General features: G+C 70.1%; 16 protein-coding genes and 1 pseudogene. 9 read left to right on the forward strand and 8 right to left on the reverse strand.

The window, feature by feature from the left end:
- Positions 1 to 51 precede the first annotated feature (51 nt).
- Positions 52 to 879 (reverse strand): Rv3235 family protein, encoded by an 828-nt coding sequence (locus ACIBK0_RS17460; protein ID WP_399080487.1) that lies wholly within the window; start codon positions 877 to 879, stop codon positions 52 to 54.
- Between the two features lie 345 nt (positions 880 to 1,224).
- Between ACIBK0_RS17460 and ACIBK0_RS17465 the strand changes: the two genes are divergently transcribed.
- Positions 1,225 to 1,740: a DUF6912 family protein gene (locus ACIBK0_RS17465; protein WP_399080489.1), complete on the forward strand. Its 516-nt coding sequence runs from the start codon at positions 1,225 to 1,227 to the stop codon at positions 1,738 to 1,740.
- Between the two features lie 113 nt (positions 1,741 to 1,853).
- Positions 1,854 to 2,519, forward strand: coding sequence for an HAD family hydrolase (locus ACIBK0_RS17470; RefSeq protein WP_399080491.1), 666 nt, complete (start codon positions 1,854 to 1,856; stop codon positions 2,517 to 2,519).
- Between the two features lie 160 nt (positions 2,520 to 2,679).
- On the opposite strand, the gene ACIBK0_RS17475 is transcribed toward ACIBK0_RS17470, so the two are convergent.
- The gene (locus ACIBK0_RS17475) at positions 2,680 to 3,246 is read right to left on the reverse strand and encodes a DJ-1/PfpI family protein (RefSeq protein ID WP_399080493.1); all 567 of its coding nucleotides are present in this window, start codon (positions 3,244 to 3,246) and stop codon (positions 2,680 to 2,682) included.
- Positions 3,247 to 3,977: 731 nt separating this feature from the next.
- Here ACIBK0_RS17475 and ACIBK0_RS17480 point away from each other — a divergent pair.
- The 4 genes from ACIBK0_RS17480 to ACIBK0_RS17495 all read left to right on the forward strand — a co-directional run bounded on the left by ACIBK0_RS17480 (position 3,978) and on the right by ACIBK0_RS17495 (position 13,622).
- Positions 3,978 to 8,918, forward strand: coding sequence for an NAD-glutamate dehydrogenase (locus ACIBK0_RS17480; protein WP_399080495.1), 4,941 nt, complete (start codon positions 3,978 to 3,980; stop codon positions 8,916 to 8,918).
- A gap of 141 nt (positions 8,919 to 9,059) precedes the next feature.
- A complete protein-coding gene (locus tag ACIBK0_RS17485; protein WP_399080497.1) occupies positions 9,060 to 9,569 on the forward strand; it encodes a GtrA family protein in 510 nt (169 codons plus the stop codon).
- Between the two features lie 37 nt (positions 9,570 to 9,606).
- A complete protein-coding gene (locus tag ACIBK0_RS17490; RefSeq protein ID WP_399080499.1) occupies positions 9,607 to 12,474 on the forward strand; it encodes a CDP-glycerol glycerophosphotransferase family protein in 2,868 nt (955 codons plus the stop codon).
- Complete coding sequence (locus ACIBK0_RS17495) at positions 12,471 to 13,622, forward strand: glycosyltransferase (RefSeq protein WP_399080501.1); 1,152 nt, start codon at positions 12,471 to 12,473, stop codon at positions 13,620 to 13,622. The genes ACIBK0_RS17490 and ACIBK0_RS17495 overlap by 4 nt, the downstream gene beginning before the upstream one ends.
- Positions 13,623 to 13,668: 46 nt before the next feature.
- Here ACIBK0_RS17495 and ACIBK0_RS17500 read toward each other — a convergent pair whose 3' ends face one another.
- Positions 13,669 to 14,493, reverse strand: a complete 825-nt coding sequence (locus ACIBK0_RS17500; RefSeq protein WP_399080503.1) for an ABC transporter ATP-binding protein — start codon at positions 14,491 to 14,493, stop codon at positions 13,669 to 13,671.
- Positions 14,486 to 15,406, reverse strand: coding sequence for an ABC transporter permease (locus ACIBK0_RS17505; RefSeq protein ID WP_399080505.1), 921 nt, complete (start codon positions 15,404 to 15,406; stop codon positions 14,486 to 14,488). Before ACIBK0_RS17505 ends, ACIBK0_RS17500 begins: the two co-directional genes overlap by 8 nt.
- Positions 15,407 to 15,565: 159 nt before the next feature.
- Between ACIBK0_RS17505 and ACIBK0_RS17510 the strand changes: the two genes are divergently transcribed.
- On the forward strand, positions 15,566 to 16,201 hold the full coding sequence (locus ACIBK0_RS17510; RefSeq protein ID WP_399080507.1) for a TetR/AcrR family transcriptional regulator: 636 nt from the start codon (positions 15,566 to 15,568) through the stop codon (positions 16,199 to 16,201).
- Between the two features lie 257 nt (positions 16,202 to 16,458).
- A pseudogene (locus ACIBK0_RS17515) lies at positions 16,459 to 16,644 on the forward strand (response regulator); the annotation flags it as partial.
- Position 16,645: 1 nt separating this feature from the next.
- Here the strand turns inward: ACIBK0_RS17515 and ACIBK0_RS17520 are convergent.
- Both ACIBK0_RS17520 and ACIBK0_RS17525 read right to left on the reverse strand, forming a co-directional pair.
- On the reverse strand, positions 16,646 to 17,335 hold the full coding sequence (locus ACIBK0_RS17520; protein WP_399080509.1) for a class I SAM-dependent methyltransferase: 690 nt from the start codon (positions 17,333 to 17,335) through the stop codon (positions 16,646 to 16,648).
- Positions 17,336 to 17,517: 182 nt separating this feature from the next.
- On the reverse strand, positions 17,518 to 18,111 hold the full coding sequence (locus ACIBK0_RS17525) for a TetR/AcrR family transcriptional regulator (protein ID WP_399080932.1): 594 nt from the start codon (positions 18,109 to 18,111) through the stop codon (positions 17,518 to 17,520).
- A gap of 109 nt (positions 18,112 to 18,220) precedes the next feature.
- Here ACIBK0_RS17525 and ACIBK0_RS17530 point away from each other — a divergent pair, with 109 nt between their 5' ends.
- A complete protein-coding gene (locus ACIBK0_RS17530) occupies positions 18,221 to 19,144 on the forward strand; it encodes an oxidoreductase (RefSeq protein ID WP_399080511.1) in 924 nt (307 codons plus the stop codon).
- Between the two features lie 34 nt (positions 19,145 to 19,178).
- Here the strand turns inward: ACIBK0_RS17530 and galE are convergent, their stop codons facing one another.
- Both galE and ACIBK0_RS17540 read right to left on the reverse strand, forming a co-directional pair.
- A complete protein-coding gene (galE, locus tag ACIBK0_RS17535; protein ID WP_399080513.1) occupies positions 19,179 to 20,171 on the reverse strand; it encodes a UDP-glucose 4-epimerase GalE in 993 nt (330 codons plus the stop codon).
- Positions 20,172 to 20,228: 57 nt separating this feature from the next.
- A complete protein-coding gene (locus ACIBK0_RS17540; RefSeq protein ID WP_399080515.1) occupies positions 20,229 to 21,824 on the reverse strand; it encodes a glycosyltransferase family 2 protein in 1,596 nt (531 codons plus the stop codon).
- Positions 21,825 to 21,837 lie beyond the last annotated feature (13 nt).

Genomic DNA, 21,837 nt, shown 5'->3' on the forward strand with positions numbered 1-21,837 from the left:
TTGCGTTGCCTGGCGGACGACTGAGCCGGACGGCTGAGGCGGAGGGTCGGTTCAGTCCTCGTCCGCGCGGGGCATGCGCGGGCCGCCGAGCTCCACCGCCGTGCAGCGCCAGCGGAGGTCAGGGCCCTGTTCCAGGCGGAACGCCATGGCGCGCAGCTGTTCGCCGGCGCCGATGCGGGCGAAGGCCTCGATCGCGCCCGGGCGCGGTACGTAGTAGCCGATGTCGCGGACGACCGGTCGGGTGCCGCGGGCGCGCAGGGGGCCGCGCTCGGCGAGCCAGGCCAGTTCGTCGTATGCGCGGCCCGCGGTGTGACGCAGCATGCAGTGGACGGGACGCTGGCCGCTGAGGACGGCGAGCAGACGGTCGGCGAAGAGGTCGGTGGGGCGGGGTTGCGGAGCGGGCCTGCGCGGGGCGGCGGCGGGGGCGGTGGGAGGCGAGGCTCCGCCGCCTGGGAACAGCGAGGGCGAGGTGTCGCCCTGTGCCGGGCTGTCGCCCTGCGGCGGGCGGCGCAGGGGGCCGCGGGTGGGCGTGGTCAGCAGGGTGGCCGTCGGTGCCTCCAGGGACGCCACTGCGCCCGGTGAGGTGGGCCGTGTCGCGCCTGCGCCTGGTGAGGTGGGCCGTGACGTGCCTGCGCCTGGTGAGATGGGTCGTGACGTGCCTGCGCCCGGTGGGGTCGGTTGTGAGCCACCCACGCCCGGTGGGGTCGGCCGAGGTGCGCCTGTGCCGGGCGGCGCCGACGGTGGGTTGTCGCCCGGGGTCCTGCGGGGTGCTCCCGCTCCCGGCGTGCGGGGTGGCGCGCTGCCCGGGCGGCGGGTGTCCTGGCGGCCGGGTGGGCGGGTGCCCGGGTGGCGCTTCGTCCTGGTCATCACCTTGTTCATGCGTCGTCCCCGCTCGCTGGAGCCCGGTTGATACCGGGCGGTAACTTTCGTGTTGGGGATCTTGTACGAGGCGGCAGCGGGCCTGTGCAAGGACGCCGGACGCGCGCCGGAGCGGTCGGAAGGTTCACCTATCAGGGTGGCCGGACGGTGCGCGGGCCTTGGTGGGAGCGCGGCGTACCGGGTGAATCCGTGGCCGGGGGTGGACGCCTCGGAGGGTGCGGTCGGGGGCTCGAAAGGGGACGCCCGCACGTATCCTGAAGGCCCTCCCGGGAGGCGCGGGACCGCCCTCCTCGGAGCCCTCCGACTACGAAAATCGGAGCCCTCCGACTACGAAAGTGGCCAGCCATGCGCGTCTACGTCCCCCTGACCCTCTCCGGTCTCGCCGAGGCGTACAAGACGGGAGAGCTGGAGGCGGGACCTTTCGTCGCGTACGCCGTCACGCCCGCGTTGCGTGAGTGGTACCTCTCCGACGACATCGAGGAGCTCGAGTACGCGGCGCTGAACCGCGCCGCGCTGGCCTCGCTGCGGCTGCTCGCGGTCGACCCCGGGGCCGTCCGGCGGCGGGTCGTCGTCGCGGTCGACGTCCCGGACCGGGACGCGGTAGCCGATCCCGACCGGGGTCTTGATCCCGCGGCGCTCGGTGAGGTGCGGGTCTCCCAGACCGTGCCGCTGGCCAAGGTGGCCGCCGTGCACGTCGACTCGGCCGATGCCGGGACGGATGTCGCCGCCGCAGCGGATGCGCTGGGCGCGGCGGACGTCGGGGACGACGACGCCCAGTTCATCGTCGACGGGGCCGAGGACCACGAGCTTCTGTGGTTCGCCACCCAGGAGATTCCCAATCTGGTGGGGCTGGGGGACTGACGCCGCCCTGCCGTTTCCGGTCACCGGCGTCCTTGACCCCTGGCGCCCCATGCGCTTTCGCGTGCCTCCGGGCGATGGGGGCCGTTGTCAGTGGTTGCGGGTACGTTCTTGTCATGGGGATGAACGGAGCTGCGCACATTGTGTGGGACTGGAACGGCACGCTGTTCCACGACAATGACGCGATCATCGGGGCGACGAACGCGGCGTTCGCCGAGCTGGGGCTGGAGCCGATCACTCTGGAGCGGTACAGGGCGCTGTACTGCGTGCCGGTGCCGAAGTTCTACGAGCGACTCATAGGGCGGCTGCCGACGGATACCGAGTGGCAGGTCATGGACGAGACCTTCCACCGGTACTACGCGGAGCACCGGACCGCGTGCGAGCTCACCGAGGGCGTGCCGGCGCTGCTCACCGAGTGGGGGGCGGCGGGGCGCAGCCAGTCGCTCCTGAGCATGTACGGGCATGACGAACTGGTCCCGCTGGTACGGGGGTTCGGGATCGAGCCGCACTTCATACGCGTCGACGGGCGGACGGGGCCGTCCGGCGGCAGCAAGGCCGAGCACATGGTGCGGCACGTGGGCGCGCTCGCCGGTGTGGAGCCGTCCCGCGTGGTGGTGATCGGCGACGCGGCCGACGACGCGGTCGCCGCGCGGCACGTGGGGGCGCAGGCGATCCTCTACACCGGGGGCTCCCATGGTCGCGCCAGCCTGGAGGAGGTGGGCGTGCCGGTGGTGGACAGCCTGGCGGAGGCGGTCGAGGAGGCCGGGCGGCTGGCGGCCTGACCGGGGGTGGCGCCGGCAGCGCCGTGGGCGTCTCGTCCTCGTTGTCCGCCCGTGCGGAGGCGCGACGGCCGCCCTCGTCGGTGCGGCAGCCGCCGCTCAGGTGGACCGGCTGAGTGAACCCAGGGCGGTCGCGGTCCGGCTCAGTGGGGCCTCGGGTGGTTCAGGTCACCGGCGCCTTCGCGCGCAGCACTGTCAAGAACTCGCGCATCCAGCTGGAGTGGTCCGGCCAGGCGCGGGAGGAGACCAGCATGCCGTCGACCACGGCTTCCGCGTCGTGGAAGGTCGCGCCGGCCGCCTGCATGTCGAGTTCGAGCGCGGGGTACGCCGTGACGCGACGGCCGCGCAGGGCGTCGACGGCCGCCGTCAGGAGGGGGCCATGGCAGATCTGGGCCACCGGCTTGTCGGTGTCGAAGAAGGCCTTGAGGATCTTGCGGAGTTCGGGGTCGTTGCGGAGGTACTCCGGGGCTCGGCCGCCGGGGATGACCAGCGCGACGTACTGGCCGGGGTCCACCTCCGCGAACGAGAGGTCCGCGGGCCAGGTGTAGCCGGGCTTCTCCGTGTAGGTGTCGAAGCCGGGTTCGAAATCGTGGACGACGAACTGGAGCTGCTTGCGGGTGGGGGCTGCGATGTGAACTTCGTAGCCTTCTTCGCGCAGGCGCTGGTAGGGGTACAGGACCTCCAGTGACTCCGCCGCGTCGCCGGTCACTATCAGGATCTTCGTTGTCATGTCTGTCCCGCTCCCCTCAGCCTTGCCTGAGCCGTGCGTCAGCCATGCCTCAATTGTGCTGCGGTCTCCGATGGGCGTCCTGGTCAACTTGCCTCGGGCGAGGAGCTCTGCCAAGGGGGCGTGCCATCTTTCGGGCACTCGGCGTCGCCGCTGCCGTCTCCGTGGGCGCAGCTGCGACGGAATGGCGGGACGCCGCTGACGAAGGGCGGAACGCCCGTGACGGAAGGGTGGGACGCCGCCCCGAGCGGCACACACGCCCGCAATCGCCCCGGCTACGTACGGGATCCCCGTCCCTTTCGTCCCTGTGCATACTGTCAAACTTCCACCCCTGGTTTTGTACACATACGGCTCATGACGGCCCCCGGGTAGGTGGCGATAGCCTTGTGGCGTGATCAGCGCGATATCTCGCGGGGGCATCGTCGCCCCTGCCCTGCGCCCGGAGAACACGGACGACATCCGTGACCGGGCGGCGGTCGCTGGTCTTCGCGGGCGGGTCGGGGCGGCGGAAAGCGCACTCCGGACGTCGATGACACCCCGGGAACGGACGTTGCCGAGAGCAGCGTCACAGTCTCCAGGGGCGCCGAAAATGGCCGATAACCCCCCGCTCATCTCACCTTGCGGCATAGCGTCGAAGCAGACCGGACACCCCGCGTCGTGGCGTTACGTCGGAAGAGAAGAGACCGTACTTCCTTCAACGTCACGCAACGGCGCGCGACAGGAGCCAGAGGACAATGCAGACCAAGCTGGACGAAGCCAAGGCCGAGCTGCTCGAACGGGCTGCCCGGGTAGCTGAGAACAGCCCGGTCGGGGGGCACCTACCGACTGGGACGACGGGCGAGGGCACCCCTGACAAGGACACCGTGCTCGCGTTCCTCCAGCGCTACTACCTGCACACCGCCCCGGAGGACCTCAGCGATCGCGACCCGGTCGACATCTTCGGAGCCGCCTTCTCGCACTACCGGCTGGCCGAGAACCGCCCGCAGGGCACGGCCAACGTGCGGGTCCACACCCCGACCGTCGAGGAGAACGGCTGGACCTGCAGCCACTCCGTCGTCGAGGTGGTCACCGACGACATGCCATTTCTCGTCGACTCGGTCACCAACGAGCTCTCCCGCCAGGGCCGCGGCATTCATGTCGTCATTCACCCGCAGTTCGTCGTACGGCGTGATCTGACCGGCAAGCTCATCGAGGTGCTGCCCGGTCGGCCCACCGCCGAGCAGCTTCCCCACGACGCCCATGTCGAGTCCTGGATCCACGTCGAGATCGACCGCGAGACCGACCGCGCCGATCTGAAGCAGATCACCGCGGACCTGCTGCGCGTCCTGTCCGACGTCCGCGAGGCCGTCGAGGACTGGGAGAAGATGCACGACTCGGCGCTGCGCATCGCGGAGGAGCTGCCGAAGGAGCCGACCGCCGACGACCTGCGCGACCAGGAGGTCGAGGAGGCCCGCAACCTGCTGCGCTGGCTCTCGGACGACCACTTCACTTTCCTGGGGTACCGGGAGTACGAGCTGCGCGACGACGACTCGCTCGCGGCCGTGCCCGGCACCGGACTCGGCATACTGCGCTCGGACCCGCACCACGCCGGGGAGGACAGCCACCCCGTCAGCCCGTCGTTCGAGCGGCTGCCCGCCGACGCCCGCGCCAAGGCCCGCGAGCACAAGCTGCTGGTGCTGACCAAGGCGAACAGCCGGGCGACCGTGCACCGGCCGTCGTACCTCGACTACGTCGGCGTCAAGAAGTTCGACGAGAACGGGAACGTCGTCGGGGAGCGCCGCTTCCTCGGACTCTTCTCGTCCGCCGCGTACACCGAGTCCGTGCGCCGGGTGCCCGTCATCCGCCGCAAGGTGGAGGAAGTCCTCAAGGGCGCCGGGTTCTCGCCCAACAGCCATGACGGCCGCGACCTGCTCCAGATCCTGGAGACCTACCCGCGCGACGAGCTCTTCCAGACCCCGGTCGACGAGCTCCGCTCGATCGTCACGTCCGTCCTGTACCTGCAGGAGCGGCGGCGGCTGCGGCTCTACCTGCGCCAGGACGAGTACGGGCGCTACTACTCCGCCCTCGTCTACCTCCCGCGCGACCGCTACACCACCGGCGTACGCCTGCGGATCATCGACATCCTCAAGGAAGAGCTGAACGGCACCAGCGTCGACTTCACGGCCTGGAACACCGAGTCGATCCTGTCCCGGCTGCACTTCGTGGTCCGCGTCCCGCCGGGCACCGAGCTGCCGCAGCTGTCCGACGCCGACAAGGAGCGCATCGAGGCGAGGCTCGTCGAGGCCGCCCGCTCCTGGGCCGACGGTTTCGCGGAGGCGCTGACCGCCGAGTGCGGCGAGGAGCGCGCCGCCGAGCTGCTGCGCCGCTACGGCAACGCCTTCCCCGAGGGCTACAAGGCCGACCACAATCCGCGCGCCGCGGTCGCCGACCTGGTCCACCTCGAAGCGCTCACGCGTGACAAGAGCAAGGACTTCGCGCTCAGCCTGTACGAGCCGGTGGGCGCGGCGCCCGGTGAGCGCCGTTTCAAGATCTACCGCACCGGTGAGCAGGTCTCGCTCTCCGCGGTGCTGCCCGCCCTCAACCGCATGGGCGTCGAGGTCACCGACGAGCGCCCGTACGAGCTGCGCTGCTCGGACCGTACGACCGCCTGGATCTACGACTTCGGGCTGCGGCTGCCCAAGTCCCTCATCGGCAACGGCGACTCCCTCGGAGACGACGGCCGCGAGCGGTTCCAGGACGCCTTCTCCGCCACCTGGACCGGGCAGGCCGAGAACGACGGCTTCAACGCCCTCGTGCTGAGCGCCGGGCTGACCTGGCGGCAGGCGATGGTGCTGCGTGCGTACGCGAAGTACCTGCGCCAGGCCGGTTCCACCTTCAGCCAGGACTACATGGAGGACACCCTCCGCAACAACGTCCACACCACCCGGCTCCTGGTGTCGCTCTTCGAGGCGCGGATGTCCCCGGACCGCCAGCGCGCCGGTGTCGAGCTGACCGACGCGCTGATGGAGGAGCTGGACGCCGCGCTCGACCAGGTCGCCTCGCTGGACGAGGACCGGATCCTGCGGTCCTTCCTCAACCTCATCAAGGCGACCCTGCGCACGAACTTCTTCCAGGAGGCGCTGGGTGCCAAGTGGCACGAATACGTCTCCATGAAGTTCGACCCGACGGCCATCCCGGACCTTCCGGCGCCGCGACCGGCGTACGAGATCTGGGTGTACTCGCCCCGCGTCGAGGGCGTGCACCTGCGCTTCGGCAAGGTCGCGCGAGGAGGCCTGCGCTGGTCCGACCGGAAGGAGGACTTCCGTACGGAGATCCTCGGCCTGGTCAAGGCGCAGATGGTGAAGAACACCGTCATCGTGCCCGTCGGCGCCAAGGGCGGCTTCGTCGCCAAGCAGCTGCCCGACCCGTCCGTGGACCGCGACGCCTGGCTGGCCGAGGGCATCCGCAGCTACAAGACCTTCATCTCGGCGCTGCTCGACATCACCGACAACATGGTGGCCGGTGAGATCGTGCCGCCCCTGGACGTCGTCCGGCACGACGAGGACGACACGTACCTCGTGGTTGCCGCCGACAAGGGCACCGCGACGTTCTCGGACATCGCCAACGAGGTCGCGGAGAGCTACAACTTCTGGCTCGGCGACGCCTTCGCCTCCGGCGGCAGCGCCGGTTACGACCACAAGAAGATGGGCATCACCGCGCGCGGTGCCTGGGAGTCCGTGAAGCGGCACTTCCGGGAGCTGGGCGTGAACACCCAGAAGCAGGACTTCACCGTGGTGGGCGTCGGCGACATGTCCGGTGACGTGTTCGGCAACGGAATGCTGCTGTCCGAGCACATCCGCGTGGTCGCCGCCTTCGACCACCGGCACATCTTCATCGACCCGAACCCGGACGCGGAGACGTCGTACGCCGAGCGCCGCCGCCTCTTCGAGCTGCCGCGCTCCTCGTGGGCGGACTACAACAGCGAGCTGATCTCGGGCGGCGGCGGTGTGTTCCCGCGTACCGCCAAGGCCATCCCGATCAACGCGCACATCCGTGACGCCCTCGGCATCGAGGCCGGCGTCGCCAAGATGACCCCGGCCGACCTGATGAAGGCGATCCTCAAGGCGCCGGTCGACCTGCTGTGGAACGGCGGCATCGGTACGTACGTGAAGTCGTCCGCGGAGTCGCACGCGGACGTCGGCGACAAGGCCAACGACGCGATCCGCGTCGACGGCGCCGATCTGCGCGTGAAGGTCGTCGGCGAGGGCGGCAACCTGGGCCTGACCCAGCTCGGCCGGATCGAGTTCGCCCAGCACGGCGGAAAGATCAACACCGACGCCATCGACAACAGCGCGGGCGTGGACACCTCCGACCATGAGGTGAACATCAAGATCCTGCTCAACGCGGTGGTGGCCAACGGCGATCTGACCGTCAAGCAGCGCAACAAGCTGCTCGCCGAGATGACCGACGAGGTCGGCGCCCTGGTCCTGCGCAACAACTACGCGCAGAACGTGGCGATCGCCAACGCGCTGGCCCAGTCCGGGAGCATGCTCCACGCCCAGCAGCGGTTCATCCGCCACCTGGTGCGCGAGGGCCACCTCGACCGTGCCCTTGAGTTCATGCCCACCGAGCGGCAGATCCGCGAGCGGCTGAACAGCGGGCAGGGCCTGACCGGTCCGGAGACGGCCGTCCTCCTCGCGTACACGAAGATCACGGTCTGCGACGAGCTGCTCTCCACCTCGCTGCCGGACGACCCGTATCTGCAGAGCCTGCTCTTCGCGTACTTCCCGACGGCGCTGCGCGAGAAGTTCCGTGAGCAGATCGAAGCGCACGCGCTGCGCCGCGAGATCGTGACGACCGTCCTGGTCAACGACACGGTCAACACGGGTGGTACGAGCTTCCTGCACCGCCTGCGCGAGGAGACCGGTGCCTCGCTGGACGAGATCGTCCGGGCGCAGACCGCGGCCCGCGCCATCTTCGAGTCCAGCAAGGTGTGGGACGGGGTGGAGGCACTCGACAATGTCGTCGCCGCCGACGTGCAGACCCGCATCCGGCTGCACTCGCGCCGGCTCGTCGAGCGCGGCACGCGCTGGCTGCTCAACAACCGGCCGCAGCCGCTCCAGCTCGCCGAGACGATCGGCTTCTTCAGCGACGGCGTCGAGCAGGTCTGGTCCGAGCTGCCCAAGCTGCTGCGCGGCGCGGACCTCGAGTGGTACCAGCAGATCTACGACGAGCTGTCGGGCGCCGGCGTCCCGGACGAACTCGCCACCCGCGTGGCCGGGTTCTCCTCGGCCTTCCCGACGCTGGACATCGTCGCGGTGGCCGACCGCACGGGCAAGGACCCGATGGCCGTCGCCGAGGTCTACTACGACCTCGGCGACCGCCTCGGCATCACCCAGCTGATGGACCGCATCATCGAGCTCCCGCGCGCCGACCGTTGGCAGTCCATGGCCCGCGCGTCGATCCGCGAGGACCTGTACGCGGCTCACGCGGCACTCACCGCCGACGTCCTGGCGGTGGGCAACGGCACCTCGACTCCCGAGCAGCGCTTCAAGGCCTGGGAGGAGAAGAACGCGGCGATCCTCGGCCGAGCCCGCACGACGCTGGAGGAGATCCGGGGCTCGGACTCGTTCGACCTCGCGAACCTGTCGGTGGCGATGCGAACGATGCGGACGCTGCTGCGGACGCATTCGTAGCCCGTACGGGGATGCGGTCCATACCGCATGTGGGGGCGCCCCCGGTCTTGATGACCGGGGGCGCCCCGTTTTTCTTGTCGATCTCTGGGGGAAACCGAAGCTGAAATTTACCTATTGCTGATAAAAGGGACAATTGTGACTGTGAATCTCTCCGAGGGGCGGGCCCGTGTGGGCCGTCAGGCCCCCGCGCCGACCCCCGTCCCGCCCCTCGCCAGTCCCAGTCCCGGAGTGGTCGCGCGAACGCGGCGGATCGCTCTCGAGGTGGCCAAGTTCGGGGTCGTCGGCGGCAGCGGAGTCGCGGTCAACCTCCTTGTGTTCAACCTCCTGCTGCATGGCCTGAAGTGGGCCCCGATGGCCGCCACGGTGATCGCCAGCTGCATCGCCATGGGCACCAACTACCTGGGATTCCGTTTCTTCGCGTACCGCGACCGGGACTCGCGCACCAAGCGGCAGATCGTCCTCTTCTTCGCGTTCAGCGGGCTCGGCGTCCTCATGGAGAGCGGACTCTTCTACGTCGGCTATCACGGCCTGGGGATGAGCAGCCCGCTCGGCTCGAACATCGCCAAGGCGCTGTCGATCGTGCTGGCCTCGGCCTTCCGGTTCCTGGTGTACCGGACGTGGGTGTTCCAACACACCAAGCACGGTCGATAACACGGCGCAGCCGAGAGGTATGTCTAGGATTAATAGGATGAATGTGGATCAGCGCTGCGCCCCCGCCGTGTCCGTGGTCGTCATCGTCTACAACGACGCCGCCCGGCTGCCCACGGCCGTGCGCTCCGTCCTCGACCAGACGCTGCGCGGCGTCGAGGTCGTCATCGTCGACGACCGGAGCACGGACGGTTCGTACGAGCTGGCGCGGCAGCTGGCCGCCGAGCACCCCGACCGTGTACGCGCCTTCCAGCTGCCGGAGAACAGTGGCGGCTGCGGCGCTCCCCGCAACCATGGAGTCGGCCGGGCCCAAGGCGACTACGTCCTCTTCCTCGACAGCGACGACGTACTGGAGCGCAACGCCTGCCGCAACATGCTGGAGGCCGCCGAGAACACCGGCGCCGACCTCGTCGCCGGCCTGTGCGTCCGGGTGCACGTCGATTCGCGCACGGGCAAGGAGGTCAAGTGGTACCCCTGGCTGTACGAGCGCACCCGCACCCTGGAGTCGATCTCCGAGCTGCCGGACCTGCTGGTCTTCGACACGCTGGCCACGAACAAGTGCTACCGCCGGCAGTTCCTGCTCGACGAGGGACTGGAGTTCCCCGTCGGCATCCACTACGAGGACCTGCTCTTCTCCGCCCAGGCGTATGTGGCCGCCCGCCGCATCACCCTCATCCCCAACCGGGTGTACGACTGGCGGGTCGTGGAGAAGTCGGCGGCGAAGTCGATCAGCAACCGCCGCGACGAGATCGCCAACTTCACGCACCGGATGGAGATCCACCGCCGGGTCGACCAGCTCCTCGCGGACAACGGCCTGCTGGAGCTGAAGTTCGCCAAGGACGTCAAGTGGCTCAAGCACGACCTCGTGCTGCATCTGCGGGAGCTGCCGTTCCGGGACGCGTGCTATCGCCAGGAGTTCGCCGCGATCGCCCGGGAGTACCTCGAGTCGATCGACCGAGCCGCCTTCGACGAGACCGAGCCCATCCACGCCATCTGTGCCTATCTGCTGCAGAAGGGCGACTGGGACAACCTCCTGCCCGCCGTGGACACGCTCACCAACCGCGACAAGGTCTCCTCTCCGCTCATCGAGCGAGACGGGCGTGTGTACTGGTGTGCCCAGCACCTCGACGAGGACGACGCCTTCGGCCGCCACGTCCTGGACGTCACCGAGCTCGGTTACCACACCAAGCCGGTCGAGAAGATGTTCCTGCGCAACGTGCTCACCTCCTATGAGGAGGTCCACGGCCAGGTGCGGCTGGCCGGGCGGATCACCAACCCGCTCGGCGTCGTCCCGCCCGGCGCCCTGCTCGCCGGGGAACTGGAGTTCTACGCTCGCCGTCCGGGTGTGCGCTTCCAGACCTTCCGCTTCCCCGTGGCGCAGGTGCGGCACGAGGGCGTGGCCCTTGTCTGGGAGGCCACCGCGGACCTCGCGGCAGTCAGGCCGCTGGGCATCGTGGACGCCGTGTGGGACGTCCGACTCCGCCTCGACGTCGACGGCGCACGCACCACGAGCCGGCTCACGGTCGCCGAACCCGACCTGACCGGCGGCCAGTTGCCCGTACGGCCCCGCCTCACCCGGCTGGTCGCCGACCGCATCGAACCGATGGTCTCCTCGCGCGGCCACCTGGCCTTCCGGCTCGTCCCCGACAAGAAGGCGAACGAACTCGTCCAGCGGGGTGTGCACGGCCGGGCCGGCACGCTCGCCAAGTCCGGCTACCGCAAGGCCAGGGCGCTGCGCAAGCAGCTCACCTCAGGCGACACCAAAATCCGGCTGTACCACGAGGTGTTCAGCCGGCTGCCGGTCAAGAAAGGGCTGGTCGTCTTCGAGAGCCATCTGGGCCGGCAGTACAGCGACAGCCCCAAGGCGATCTACGAGGAGATGCGCCGCCAGGGCCTGGAGTTCGAGGCGGTGTGGGCGTACGCGGACGGGCCGGAGGGATTTCCGGCCGACGCCACCCTCGTACGCCGCTGGTCGCTGCCGTATCTCAAGGCCCTCGCGCAGGCCGAGTTCTGGGTCGACAACCAGAGCTACCCGCTGAAGCTCACCAAGCGGCGGGAGACGACGTACATCCAGACCTGGCACGGCTCCGCGCTCAAGCGGATGGGCTTCGACGAGCCGGAGTGGAAGCTCAAGTCCCGCGAGCGGCAGGCCGAGCAGCAGCGCACCCTCGACCGCTTCGACCGGTTCCTGATCCGCTCCGAGCACGATGTGCGCACCCTCGCGCGGGCTTTCCGGCTCCAGGAGCGGACGCTGCTGCGGGTGGGATACCCGCGCAACGACGAACTGGTGCAGGCCAGGGAGCGGGAGGAGGCAACCGGTCGCCGTGAACGCGGAGCGCTCGCCGCCCAGTTGCGCATCCCCGAGGGCAAGCGGGTCCTGTTGTACGCCCCGACCTTCCGTCGGCGCGGCGGTGGGCAACGGTTCGAGCTGCCCTTCAACGTGGAGCGCTTCGCCGAGACCTTCGGTGACCGCTACGTCCTGCTGGTCCGCTCCCACTACCTCAACCACGTCGTGCTGCCGCCGTCCGTGCGCGGCCGCGTCATCGACGTCACCGCCCACCACGACATGACCCCGCTGCTGGCACTGGCCGACGGCCTGATCACGGACTACTCGTCGGTGATGTTCGACTATGCCCTCCTCGACCGGCCGATGTTCTTCTTCGCCTACGACTACGAGGAGTACGTGCACGAGGGCCGCGGGACCTACTTCGACCTGTTGGAGAGGGCGCCCGGTCCCGTCGTACGCAGTGAGGACGAACTGCACGCGGTGCTCGGCTCGTTGGAGGAACAGATCACCAAGTACGCAGCCAAGCGGGAGCAGTTCACCGCGGAATTCGGCGAGTACGACAAGGGCACCGCGGCCCGGAGCATCGTCGAGCAGTTCTTCGCACAGTGGAGGCGTGGATGACCGAGTATCCGCAGCGGGACATCTTCTTCGTCTCCAACAGCGTCGACGAACTGGGCGGGGTGACCAGCTGGTCGCACCAGATGGCCCGCCTGTTCACCGACCGCGGCCACCGCGTCCACGTGGTGGGCATCACCGAGCCCGCGGTCGTCCAGGTACTCGGCGAACTCCCGTACCCCACCACGACGTTGTACGACGTCCATCCGCCGCGCGTCGGCTCCGCGCGCGGCATCAAGGGGCGGCTCAATGTGGCCGAGCGGAAGGTGCGTGCCGCACGTGCGGCGGGGATGCGGGAACAGGCCGCCAAGCTGACCGCGCTGTTCCGGGCCGCGCGCCCCGGCGCCGTCGTGATCGTCACGCAGGTGTGGGCCATGGAGTGGGTGGAGCTTGCCGACACGACCGGGCTGACCGTCATCGGCATGAGCCACGAGTCCTTCGCGTACTGCAAGAAGACCACGCGTTTCCGGCGGGTGCTGAAGCACTACAAGGCCGTCGACCGGATGCTGGCGCTCACCCGAGAGGACGCCGACCGGTGGATCGGGCAGGGCATGAACAACGCCTCGTTCATGCCGAACCCCATCCCGTTCCTGCCCGAGGTGCCCTCGCCGCGCACGGAGAACGTCGTCCTCAGCGTCGGCCGGCTGCACGACCAGAAGGGCATCGACATACTCCTGGACACCTGGGCGGAGGTCGCGCCGTGCCACCCCGACTGGCGCCTGCGGATCTACGGCTCCGGCGACGACGAGGAGATCCTGAAGAAGCAGTGCACGGCGCTCGGACTCGACGACTCCGTGGAGTGGATGGGGCGTACGAGCGACGTACCCGGCGCCATGCGCGGCGGCTCCGTCTTCGTGCTGTCCTCACGCGGGGAGGGTTTCCCGCTCGTCCTCATGGAGGCCATGGCGACCGGCCTCCCGGCCGCCGCCTTCGACTGCGCCCCCGGTGTCCACGAGATCATCCAGGACGGCGAGGACGGCCTCCTCGCCGTCCTCGGCAACACCGGCGAACTGGCCCGCAGACTCGACACGTTGATGTCGGACAAGGGGCTGCGGGACGCGATGGGGGAGGCGGCCCGGGTGAACATCCAGCGCTATACGGCCGAGAAGATCGTACGGCGCTGGGAGGAGCTGTTCGCCTTCCTGGAGAGGTAGGAGCGCCCTCGCCGAGGGGGCTGCCCCTCGGCGAGGGCACGGCCCCCTACTTGCCCGTGAACTTCTCGTACTCCTTGAGCACGTCCTCCGTGAGCCCGTCCATCCGCAGCTCCCCCCGCTCGAGCCACAGCACCCGGTCACACGTGTCCCGGATCGACTTGTTGTTGTGGCTGACGAGGAAGACGGTGCCCGCGGACTTGCGCAGCTCCCGGATCCGCGCCTCGGAGCGCTTCTGGAAGGAGCGGTCCCCGGTCGCCAGGGCCTCGTCGATCATCAGCACGTCGTGGTCCTTCGCGGCGGCGATGGAGAAGCGCAGCCGCGCCGCCATGCCGGAGGAGTACGTCCGCATGGGGAGGGTGATGAAGTCGCCCTTCTCGTTGATGCCGGAGAAGTCGACGATCTCCTGGTAGCGCTCGCGGACCTGCTCCCTGGACATGCCCATCGCGAGGCCGCCGAGGTAGACGTTGCGCTCGCCGGTGAGGTCGTTCATCAGAGCCGCGTTGACGCCGAGCAGCGAGGGCTGGCCGTCGGTGTAGATCTTGCCGTTCTCCACGGGGAGGAGGCCGGCGACCGCCTTGAGCAGGGTGGACTTGCCCGAGCCGTTGGTGCCGATCAGGCCGATGGCTTCGCCCCGGTACGCCGTGAAGGAGACGCTCTTGACGGCGTGCACCCTGCGGACGCCCGCGGCCTGCTCGGCCTTCTTGCGGCGCAGGATGCGGTTGAGGGCGGCGGTGGCGCTGCCCTTCCCGGCGCCGGTGCCGTTGACGCGGTAGACGATGTCGACGCGGTCGGCGACGACGGTGGGGATGCGCGCGTCCTCGATACCGGCCACGGTCGCGGGCCGGATGTCCTGCGTGATGGTGTCAGCCACGTCCGTACGTCTCCTCGGCCTTCCAGAAGTAGATGAAGCCGCCGACCCCGGCGACCAGCGCCCAGCCGACCGCCAGTGCCCACACGTGGTGCGGCAGCTGGTGTGCGTGGAAGCTGTCGATCAGCGCGAAGCGCATCAGGTCGATGTAGACGGCGGCCGGGTTGCTCGCGAGCGCGATCTCCACCCAGTGCGGCACGCTGCTGTTCTTGAGCATCTTGTCGATGCTCCACATGACACCGGAGACGTACATCCAGGTGCGCAGGAGGAACGGCATGAGCTGCGCGATGTCCGGCGTCTTGGCGCCCATCCGGGCCATGACCATCGCCACGCCGGCGTTGAAGGTGAACTGCAACGCCAGGACGGGGACGGCGAGCAGCCACGACGCGCTCACCGGAACGCCGAAGCAGAGCAGGATGACGACCAGCGCGGCCATCGAGAACAGCAGCTGCTGGAGCTGCTGGAGGGCGTACGACACCGGCAGCGCGGCCCGCGGGAAGTGCAGGGCGCGGACCAGGCCCAGGCTGCCGGAGATCGCCCGGGTGCCCGCCATGATCGAGCTCTGGGTGAAGGTCCAGATGAAGACGCCGGTGACCAGGAACGGGATGAAGTCCGGCACACCGTGGCTGGTGCCGAGCAGCACACCGAAGATGAAGTAGTAGACCGCCGCGTTCAGCAGCGGGGTCATCACCTGCCAGACCTGGCCCAGCTTCGCCTGGCTGTACTGGGCGGTGAGCTTGGCGGTGGCGAAGGCGGTGATGAAGTGGCGACGCTCCCACAGCTGCCGGACGTACGCGGGCAGGGACGGGCGGGCGCCGCTGACGGTCAGGCCGTACTCGGCGGCGAGCGCCGCGGCGTCGTCGGCGGGGGGGCCCGGTGTCGCTGTCGGGGGCGGTGTGTGGAGGACCTGGCTCACATCCGCTGCTTTCGCTCGGGGGTGGAGTGCGCGGGGTCCGTCCTTAACGTTTCTTACTGCGCCTTTGCCGGCTTCTTACGTCGGGACGGGTCCGTATCGTCGCAACGCGAGCGTAGGGCTTTTGGACGTCGGAACGCAACCGTTTCGTCGTAACGGCCTATGCTGGTCGGCATGACGAACGCCGATGCCCCCAAGACGCAGCCGCGCCGACGGGCCCCCGCCGGGGCGGCCGTCCTCCGGGAGGATGTGACCGAGGCCATCCGCGCCGCCGTCTTCGAGGAACTCGCGGCCGTCGGCTACGCCCGGATGTCCATCGAGGGCATCGCGCGCCGCGCGGGCGTCGGCAAGACCGCCGTCTACCGGCGCTGGCGGTCCAAGCTGCACCTGGTGCTCGACCTGGTCTCGGCCGTCGCGGTCCAGGGATTGCCCGCCCCCGACACGGGCTCCCTGGAGGGCGATCTGCGGCTGCTGTACGAGGTCACCTCGCGCGCCCTGCGCCACCCCGTCGCCGGGCAGATCATCCCCGACCTGCAGGCCGAGGCGGCCCGCAACCCCGACATCGCGGACGCCATGCAGAAGGCGCTGCGCGAGGGGCAGCAGGGCGTCGCCAGCGGGATCGTCACGGCGGCGGCCGTGCGGGGTGAGGTGCGCGAGGGCGTCGATCTCGAACTCGCGCTCGACCTGATGTCCGGCCCGCTGTACTGGCGGGCGGTCGTGGTCCGCGGGCCCAAGCTGCCCAAGGGGTACCTGGCGAGTCTGGCCCGCGCCACGGCGGCGGCGCTCAAGGCGTTGTGATCACGCGGCGGCCTTCGAGGAGGGCCGCACCGTTGCCCGGCGGCCCGTGACGAGACTGACGCCGGCTCCCAGCGAGACGACGCCCATGCCGACGGCGGTCATGACGCCCTGCGTGCCGTCGACCACGAAGGGGGCGGCCGCGGCGATGGCATGCGGCGACGGGTGGCCGCCCTCGACGGGACATTGAGGTTGACCAGCCCCGCAGGAGGGCCGACGGTGATCGAAGTGGAGCTGCCGTGCGTGCGGTGAGGCGAACAATGACCGCCGAGGACAACGCCCTGCTGCGGGAGGGGCTGGTGCTGCTGCTGACCTCGGCCGGGCACGAGGTCGTGGCCGTCGCGGGCAGCGGGCCCGAGGTGCTCCCGGCCCTCCTGAAGCATCGCCCGGACATCGCTGTCCTCGACGTCCGGATGCCGCCCGGCTTCCGGGACGAGGGACTGCGACTCAGCGGTCGTCCTGGCTCTTCACGGCGAGGAAGCCGAACAGGTCGGGCACGCCGCCCGGCCCCGCCTCGGATGTGCGCACGATTCGCGGGCCGGCCGCGGTGGCGGCGTTGAGGAGGTCCGCGAGCGGGAGGTGCCAGGCGCCGACACGGGCCCGGACTCCCGCCGGGTTCCACGCGTCGAAGCTGCGGGACCGGTCGGCGTACCGCTCGTCGAGCAGCACCCTCGGCCGGTCACTCCAGTCGGCGAACGCCCCGATGAAGCATGGATGCACCCCCACGTGCACGAACCGGCCTCCGGGCCGCAGTACCCGGGCGACCTCCCGCAGCACGGCCGCGTAGTCGGGCACGTCGGTATGGGCCAGCACGCACGCGACAGCGGGCACGGCCCCGTCCCCGAACGGCAGCGCCGTCGCGTCACCCGCGACCACGGGCAACCGCCCCGCCGCATGCCGCAGTTGACCACCCGACAGATCCACCCCGACGGGCGTCCACCCCAGCCCGGCCAGCGGGGGCGCATGCGCCCCCGTACCGCAGCAGACGTCCAGACACGTCCCCTCGCCCGGGCCCGACAACTCCTCGATCGCGGCATGCACCCGCTCGATGTACGCCCCCGCCGCGCCGGCCGACATGAAGTCGTTGTACCAGTCGGCATGTTCGTCATACGCCGCTGCGCTCGCCCCTGGTCCCATGCCCTTGATGCCAGGGAGACAGCGCCCAGGGCCGCACGGTGCTGTTCGCTCAGGGCATGACGCCGCCCGGCTGCCCGGCCAACCTGTGTGCGAGGCCGGTGAGTTCCGCCGCCCGCAGGTCAGGTCACGCCTGGAGACCCGCCCCCCTGTACACGGCGCCGTAGTCACGGGAGTTACGGGCCCTACTCCGGCGCACACCCCCGCAGCATGTGTGCGATCACGTCATCGAGGCCGTGCTCGAGGGCCTCGGCCGGCAGCATGTCGCTCACCGCCAGGCTCGCGAAGCCGTGCAGGGTCGCGAAGAGCGGCAGGCCGACGCGTTCCATCGGGCCCTGCCGCACCTCGCCCCGGTGTTGTCCCAGCGCGATCAGCTCCACCAGCTGCTCGCCCCACCGCTGCGACGCGGCGACCAGCGCTTCGGACGCCGTCGGGTCGTGCTTTTTCGCGTACATGAGGTCGAGCAGCTCCGCGTTGGCGGTCGCGAAGTCCACGTACGCGCGGGCCATGGCGCCGAGCTGCTCGGCGAACGTCTCGCCGATTCCCTCCTGCGATGCCGCCAGAGTTTCGGCGAGCCGGTCGAAGCCCGTCAGTGCCAGCGCGTCCAGCAGGGCCTGCTTGTCCTTGAAATGGCGGCTCGGTGCGGCGTGGCTGACGCCGAGCTCGCGGGCCAGTTCGCGGAGGGACAGGGTGGCGGGCCCCTTCTCCCGGAGCGTCTCCTCGGCACGGGTGAGCAGCGCGGCGCGCAGGTCTCCGTGGTGGTAGCGGCGGGTCTGCATGGGCGTCATGGCCGTCAGTGTATCGGTCATGTAATCACCGACTACATTGTTGGCGCTGTCAGCATTGTTGTCATTGACAGCATTGTTGGCAGCGCCTACATTCGGGGTCATGGCTACTGAACAGACGAAGTGGAACATGAGTGACATTCCCGACCAGACAGGCCGCACGGCTGTCGTCACCGGCGCCAACAGTGGGCTCGGCATCGCCACCGTCGACGCCCTGGCCCGCGCGGGCGCGCATGTGGTGCTTGCCGTACGGGACCCCAAGCGCGGCGAGGCCGCCGCTGCCACGGTGCAGGGACGGGGGAGCGTCGAGGTGCGCCGGCTGGACCTGGCCGACCTCGCCTCCGTGCGCGAGTTCGCCGCCGGCTGGCAGGGCGACCTGGACCTGCTGATCAACAACGCCGGCGTCATGAACATCCCCGAGGCCAGTACCAAGGACGGCTTCGAGATGCAGTTCGGCACCAACCATCTGGGGCACTTCGCCCTGACCAACCTGCTGCTGCCGCACGTCACCGACCGCGTCGTGACCGTGTCCTCAGGCGCACACAAGATGCCGGGCAGGCCGTACATCCACTTCGACAACCTGAATCTGACCGGCGAGTACGCCCCCATGACCGCTTACAGCCAGTCCAAGCTGGCCAACCTGCTGTTCACTCTGGAGCTGCAGCGCCGCCTCGCCGAGGCCGGTTCCCCCGTGCGCGCTCTCGCCGCCCACCCCGGCTGGGCCGCCACCAACCTCCAGAGCCACGACGGCAGCGCCCTGCGCCGCGCGTTCATGCGCGTGGGCAACCGCGTCCTCGCCCAGGACAGCAAGGCGGGCGCCCTGCCCACGCTGTACGCCGCGGTCGAGGACCTCCCGGGCGCGAGCTATGTCGGACCCGACGGCCTCGGCGAGATGCGCGGCGGCCCGACGCTGGTCGGCCGCTCGGCCGCGGCCAGCGACCCCGCCTCGGCGCGCCGCCTGTGGACGGCCTCCGAGGAACTGACCGCCGTCATGTTTCCCGAACTGTCCGTATCCGTACGGAGTTAAGGCCCGTCCTGCGGGTCATGCCGGAGACGCGGGGTCAGCTCCGAGCCGCCTCCGGATGCAGGCGCACCCAGCCCGCCCAGGCCGACGTGATCATGTCCTGGACGTCGTACTTGGCCTTCCAGCCCAGTTCGGTGGCGATGCGGTCGGCGGAGGCGACGACGCGGGCCGGGTCGCCTGGGCGGCGGGAGGTGGTGACCGGGGGGCGGTCGTAGCCGGTGAGGGCGTTGATGCGGTCGATCATCTCGCGGACCGAGACGCCTTCGCCGCGGCCGATGTTGAGGGTGAGGTCGCTGCCGGGGGACGTGTCGAGGGCGCGGGCCACGGCCACGTGGGCCTCGGCCAGGTCGACCACGTGGATGTAGTCCCGGACGCACGTTCCGTCGGGGGTGGGGTAGTCGTCGCCGAAGATGCGTGGGGGCGCGTTCTCCGTGAGCTTTTCGAAGACCATGGGGATGAGGTTGAAGACGCCCACGTCGGCCAGTTCCGGGCACGCCGCGCCCGCCACGTTGAAGTAACGGAGGGAGGCGGTGGACAGGCCCGTGGCACGGCCCGTCGCGCGGACCAGCCACTCGCCGGCCAGCTTTGTCTCGCCGTACGGACTCATCGGCACGCACGGCGTCTCCTCCGTCACCAGCGCGTCCCCCCGCGCGGCGGACGGCATGCCGTACACCGCCGCGGACGAGGAGAAGACGAACGAGCCGACCCGCGTGGCCGTCACCGCTTTCAGCAGCACGCGCAGGCCCTCGACGTTCTCCCGGTAGTAGTGCAGCGGGAGGTCCACCGACTCGCCGACCTGCTTCTTCGCCGCCAGATGCACGACACCGGTGACGGAGTGCTCGGTGAGGGTCCGGGACACCAGCTCGCCGTCCAGCGTCGAGCCGACGACCAGCGGGACATCGGCGGGTACCCGCTCCGCGATCCCCGTGGACAAGTCGTCGTAGACCACGGCCTGTTCGCCCGCGTCGAGCATCGCGCGGACGACGTGCGCCCCGATGTAGCCGGCGCCGCCGGTGATCAGCCAGGTCATGTGCGCCCGTCCCCTCGTCAGTGAGCCCTGGTGGTGCGTGTGTCGTGCGGTCGCGTATCAGTGAACCAGGCGCTTGAGACGACGGTGCACCACATCGGTCATTCCTCTCCATCCGGACGCCGTGCGCAGCGCCAGCGCCCCCGCGTGCGTGCGGTACGGCTGCACCAGCAGGACACCGCGGCGGGCGTCGGGGACGGCGCGGCGGCGCAGCAGACCGGGGCCCGCGAGCGCGTGCGCCGTGGCCTCCCGGCTGGTGCCGTCGCGGAAGCGGAGCTCCAGCCGGAGATCCCACGTTCCCGCGCCCAGCGCCGCCAGGTCCACCGGCGTCCGGGCCGTCCAGACGTCGCCGTACCGGTCCGGCAGGAAGTTCACCTCGCGGCGCAGTCCCACGTGGCCCTCCTCCCGGTGCACGAACTCCACGTCCACCGACGCCGGACCGGCTTCCGCCATCCGCCCGTACAGCTCGTGCAGGCGCAGTCGCAGCCAGGTGCCACGCGCGCGTGGCCGCAGCTCGGCATCGACCGCGGCCGGCAGCAGGTGGGCGGAGCGCGTCAGGAAGTGGTCCAGCGTGACCTGGGGGAGGTCGTCCGACCAGATGGGTGTGGCGTCGGAGGCGCGGGCGTACGGCGGGAGCAGCCGGGCCGGGCGGGCCGCGAGCTCCTTGAGGCGGGGCAGGTCGCGGGGCGCGGGGGAGGCCAGGACGACGCGGGCGACGAGGCGGCCGGGGGCGGTCGGGTTGACGGCGAGGTCGGTCGCGTCGAAGGACGAGAGATACGCGCGCGTGAGCTCCCACCAGGCGCGCCGGTACTCCGGGTCGCGCAGTTCGAGTTCGCGCGTGTATATCCGCAGCTCGTGGTCGAGGAATTTGGCGTGCACCGCCCGCGCGAGCCCCTTCTCGCCCGCGCCGAGCAGGATCTCGTACGCGGCCCGGTTCGCCTCGGTCCTGGCTCGCCAGTTGGCGATGTCCGCGCGGTCGAGCGAGATCGAGAGGTGAGCGGCCTCGCGCCGTACGTGCCAGACGTACACCGTGTCCGGGATGAGCGCGACACGCGGCCCGGCGGCCAGCACGCGCGCGGTGAACACGAAGTCCTCGTAGCGGAAGCGGCCCTCGGGGAAGCGGATCCCGTGCTTGCGCAGGAAGTCGGTTCGGTACAGCTTGTTGACGCAGAGCGTGTCGCGCACCAGGCGGATGCGCCGAGCGGGGTGGGAGACGAGGGCGGGCTCCGCGTAGAGGGCGCGCTCCCAGGGGACCTCGCGGCCCGAGGGCAGCTCACGGCGCACGCACAGACCGGCCGCGACCTGTGTGTGCTGCCCGGCCGCCGCCGCGAGCAGCGCGTCCACCGCGCCGGCCGGCAGCACGTCGTCGCTGTCCAGGAACATCACGTACGGGGCCGTCGCCGCGTCGATTCCGTCGTTGCGGGGGCTGCCGCAGCCGCCGCTGTTGACGGCGCGGCGGATCACTCTCAGGCGCGGTTCGGCGGCGGCGAGGCCGTCGAGGAGGGCGCCGCTGCCGTCCGTCGAGCAGTCGTCCACGGCGATCACCTCATGGACGGCCGGGCCCTGCGCGAGCGCCGAGCGCACCGCGTCCGTCACATGGGCGGCGTCGTTGTACCCGATGACGACCACACTGACCTGCGCGTGCTGAGAGTTCATGGGATCCACGGGC

The sequence above is a fragment of the Streptomyces sp. NPDC050564 genome (assembly GCF_044457265.1).
GTDB lineage: Bacteria > Actinomycetota > Actinomycetes > Streptomycetales > Streptomycetaceae > Streptomyces.